Origin of the sequence: Bradyrhizobium uaiense, from assembly GCF_010811875.1 — a bacterium.
GTDB lineage: Bacteria > Pseudomonadota > Alphaproteobacteria > Rhizobiales > Xanthobacteraceae > Bradyrhizobium > Bradyrhizobium uaiense.
The window spans coordinates 1-3737 of record NZ_VKHP01000422.1; the positions used below are offsets into that span (position 1 = coordinate 1).

A 3737-nucleotide genomic window follows, 5' to 3' on the forward strand; every position below is an offset into this window, starting at 1 on the left:
ACCACCAGATTGGTGTTCGGCTTCTGGTTCTCGTCCTGGAACGGATAGCTGCCGATGATGGTGTCGGGATTGGCATCGGCGATCGCCCTTAACGGGCCGCCGATATCGCCTTCCCGCGCATCGGCGCCATGCCGCAATTGGTGGTCGCGATGATGTTGCCCTTCGGCACGTGCTTCGCCACCGCCTCGATCACCTTGACGACATCTTCCGGGGTCTCGATTTCGTCGCTGGCGACGTCGATCACGCCGGCCTGCACGATCTTGCCGGGCAGTGCGGCGAGCAGCTCGATCGGCACCTTCGAGTTGCGGCATTCGATCGCAACCTGCTGGATCGTGCTCTTGTCGATCACCGGGAAGGTCTCTTCATACTGCCGCCACTCGCCGCCGAGCGTCTGCTTCCAGTCGGTGTTGGCCTTGATGCCGTAGCCGTAGCAGATGTGCACGGCAGTAGCGCAGGAGAGGCCTTCGGCGGCGCGCTCCAGCGCCTTGATGCCCCAGTCGCGGACCTCGTCCATGTAGACGTTGAACGCAGGCTCGTCGAACTGGATCATGTCGACGCCGTCGGCCTGCAACGCCCTGGCTTCCTGGTTCAACAGCTCCGCGAAAGCGAACGCCATCTTCACGCGGTCGCCGTAATATTTGTCGGCGATGGTGTCGATGATCGTCATCGGGCCGGGCAGGGTGAACTTCAGCCTGTTCCTGGTGTGGGCGCGCGCCGCGCGCGCTTCGCCTTCATGGACGCGGCCCTTGAGCTGCAACGGCGCGACCACCTGCGGCACCATCGCTTTGTAGCGGTCCTTGCGGATGCCCATCTCGACCTTGTGGGCGAAATCGATGCCCTCGATCCGCTCCAGAAAACCGTGCACGAAGTGCTGACGCGCCTGCTCGCCCTCGGTGACGATGTCGACGCCGGCATCCTCCTGCAGCTTGACCGCAAGCACAGTGGCGTCGCGCTTGGCGCGGGCAAGCTCGGCGCCTTCCGATTTCCAGGGTGCCCACAGCATATTCGGTTCGGCGAGCCATTCCGGCTTCGGCAGCGAGCCTGCGATCGTGGTTGGAAACAGCATGGGTGCCTCCCGATGGGTTCTGATTGAGCGCCTGTGTGCCATGTCCTAGAGTGGAGGTACAGAACAACAGAAGTCTATGTGATGGGGAAGTGGACGCCGATGATCGACCTGCACTACGCGCCGACGCCGAACGGCTGGAAGATCTCGATCATGCTGGAGGAACTGGGGCTGCCCTATCAGGTGATCCCGGTGAACATCCGCGCCGGCGAGCAGTTTCGGCCTGAATTCCTGGCGATCAGCCCGAACAACCGCATTCCCGCGATCGTCGACCATCAGCCTTCCGACGGCGGCGGACCGTTCTCGGTGTTCGAGACCGGCGCGATCCTGATGTATCTCGCCGACAAGGCCGGCCGCTTCCTGTCCAGCGAGTTGCGTGCGCGATCGAACGTCATCCAATGGGTGATGTGGCAGATGAGCGGGCTCGGGCCGATGCTCGGCCAGCACGGCCATTTCGCGCTCTATGCCGCCGAGAAGATTCCCTACGCGATCGAGCGCTACCGCGACGAGACGGCGCGGCTCTACGGCGTGCTCGACCGCCAGCTCGGCAAGACCGGCGCCTATATCGCCGGCGACGATTATTCGATCGCCGACATCGCCTGCTTCCCCTGGACCATGACCCACAAGGCGCAGGGCTTCACCCTCGACGACTACCCGCATATCAAGCGCTGGTACGCGACCGTGCGCGCCCGCCCGCAGGTGCAGGCGGGGCTTGCGATCGGAAAATTCGTCAAGGAGCCGTTCGACGAGGAATCACGCAAGAACATGTTCGGGCAGCGTGCGAAGGAGCTGGTCGAGAAGAAATGATGTCCGTTATTCCGCGGCGCGACACAGTCGCGATGGCTGCACCTTGCGGCGCATCTGGGAATGACGAGAATGAATAAAGGAAAAGACAAAGGGAAACGCCATGATCGAATTCTTCTTCGACTGTTCCAGCCCGTGGACTTACCTCGCCTGGCACAACATCCAGCCGATCGCGAAGGAGTTCGATGCTGATATCACCTGGCGGCCGATCCTGGTCGGCGGCATCTTCAACACCGTCAATCCGTCGGTCTACGCGCAGCGCGAGACGCCGGTGCCGTTGAAGGCGCGCTACATGAAGAAGGATCTCGCCGACTGGGCGCGCTCGGCCGGCCTTGCGATCAAGATGCCGCCGACGGTGTTTCCGGTGAACAGCGTCAAGGCGATGCGTGGCTGCATCCTTCTGGGCGACGAGAAGATGGTGCCGTTCGCGCGCGCGGTGTTCGAGGCTTATTGGGGTGACGACAAGGATATCTCGCAGGATGCGGTGCTGACCGAGATCTGCACCAAGCTCGGGATCGATCCGGCGCAGTTCTTGGCCGGTATCGGCGACCAGGCGATCAAGGACCAGCTCAAGGCCAACACCGAAGAAGTGATGGCGCGCGGCGGCTTCGGCTCTCCCACGATCTATCTCGACAAGACCGACATGTATTTCGGCAATGACCGCCTGCCGCTGATCCGCGAGGCGCTGGCACGTCTCAAGGCGCGAGCCGCCTGATGCCGAAAGCCGTCGTTTGCCGCGAGCTCGGCCCGCCCGAGCGCCTTCAGCTCGAGAATTTTGCTTCGGTGCCGCTGCAGCCGGGGCAGGTGCGCGTCGCGATCCGTGCCGCCGGGATCAATTTCCCCGACATCCTGATGGCTGCTGGCGAGTACCAGCTCAAGCCGCCGCTGCCGTTCACGCCGGGCTCGGAAGCCGCCGGCGATGTCGTCGAGCTTAATGATGCTGCCGGTGTCGCGGTCGGCGACAAGGTCATCGTCAAGATGCGCTTCGGCGCCTATTGCGATGAGACGGTCGCCGTGCCGTCGCAGCTCGTGCCGGTGCCGTCGACTTTCGACTATGCCGAAGGCGCGACTTTCCTTGCCGCGCACGGCACGGCGTATCACGCGCTGATCGATCGCGGGCAGATCAAGCCGGGCGAGGTGCTGCTGGTGCATGGCGCCGGCGGCGGCGTCGGGCTTGCCGCGGTCGAGATCGGCAAGCTGCTCGGCGCCACCGTGATCGCGGCGGCCTCATCCGAGGAGAAGCTTGCGATTGCCAAACAGCGTGGCGCGGATCATCTCGTGCTCTATGCGCGCGAGCCGTTCCGTGACGCCGTCAAGCGCCTCACCGACGGACGCGGCGCCGACGTCGTGTTCGATCCCGTCGGCGGCGAGGTGTTCGAGAACTCGATGCGCTGCATCAACTGGGGTGCGCGGATTCTCGTCGTCGGCTTCACCGGCGGCATCGGTCTCGCCCGCACCAATCTCTTGATGATCAAGGGCGCGAGCGTGCTCGGCGTTCGCGCCGGCGAGGCGGTGCGCAAGGACCCCGCGCTCGGCGAGGTCAGGATCAGGGCGCTGAGCGAATGGGCCGAGGCGGGCCGGGTGCGGCCGAATATCTCGCACCGGCTGCCGCTGGAGGACTACGCGAAAGCGATGCGGCTCTTGATCGAACGCAAGGCCATCGGCCGTGTGGCGTTGATGATGCGATAGAGGTGCGTAGGGCGGGTTAGCCGTAAGGCGTAACCCGCCGCGTCTGCCGAGAAGCGGTGGATTACGCTTCGCTTCTGTAACGGGCCTCGATCAGTCAATCCCTTTTTGCGTTGTCCACTCGCCGGGGTCTCGCTTCTGTACGGGGTCGACGCAAGGCCGCCACCTGATGGGGTTAGAAGAG

4 protein-coding genes and 1 pseudogene are annotated in these 3737 nt (G+C 63.9%); 3 read left to right on the plus strand and 2 right to left on the minus strand.

Annotated elements, in window-relative coordinates; translation table 11 throughout:
- Window positions 1-125 (minus strand): annotated as a pseudogene (locus FNJ47_RS54935) (competence/damage-inducible protein A); the annotation flags it as partial.
- A complete protein-coding gene (locus FNJ47_RS45120) occupies window positions 89-1066 on the minus strand; it encodes a methionine synthase (RefSeq protein WP_163163116.1) in 978 nt (325 codons plus the stop codon). The gene FNJ47_RS45120 and the pseudogene FNJ47_RS54935, both read right to left, overlap by 37 nt.
- A 99-nt stretch (window positions 1067-1165) precedes the next feature.
- Between FNJ47_RS45120 and FNJ47_RS45125 the strand changes: the two genes are divergently transcribed.
- The 3 genes from FNJ47_RS45125 (at window position 1166) to FNJ47_RS45135 (ending at window position 3556) form a co-directional block, all read left to right on the plus strand.
- Window positions 1166-1870: a glutathione binding-like protein gene (locus tag FNJ47_RS45125; protein ID WP_163163123.1), complete on the plus strand. Its 705-nt coding sequence runs from the start codon at window positions 1166-1168 to the stop codon at window positions 1868-1870.
- Window positions 1871-1970: 100 nt separating this feature from the next.
- Complete coding sequence (locus FNJ47_RS45130; RefSeq protein WP_163163119.1) at window positions 1971-2582, plus strand: 2-hydroxychromene-2-carboxylate isomerase; 612 nt, start codon at window positions 1971-1973, stop codon at window positions 2580-2582.
- Window positions 2582-3556: an NADPH:quinone oxidoreductase family protein gene (locus FNJ47_RS45135; RefSeq protein WP_163163121.1), complete on the plus strand. Its 975-nt coding sequence runs from the start codon at window positions 2582-2584 to the stop codon at window positions 3554-3556. Before FNJ47_RS45130 ends, FNJ47_RS45135 begins: the two co-directional genes overlap by 1 nt.
- The last annotated feature ends 181 nt before the right edge of the window (window positions 3557-3737 follow it).

Coding starts and splice junctions, on each gene's coding strand:
- FNJ47_RS45135 (WP_163163121.1), top strand. CDS start 2,582: ATGCCGAAAGCCGTCGTTTGCCGCGAGCTCGGCCCGCCCGAGCGCCTT.
- FNJ47_RS45130 (WP_163163119.1), top strand. CDS start 1,971: ATGATCGAATTCTTCTTCGACTGTTCCAGCCCGTGGACTTACCTCGCC.
- FNJ47_RS45125 (WP_163163123.1), top strand. CDS start 1,166: ATGATCGACCTGCACTACGCGCCGACGCCGAACGGCTGGAAGATCTCG.
- FNJ47_RS45120 (WP_163163116.1), bottom strand. CDS start 1,066: ATGCTGTTTCCAACCACGATCGCAGGCTCGCTGCCGAAGCCGGAATGG.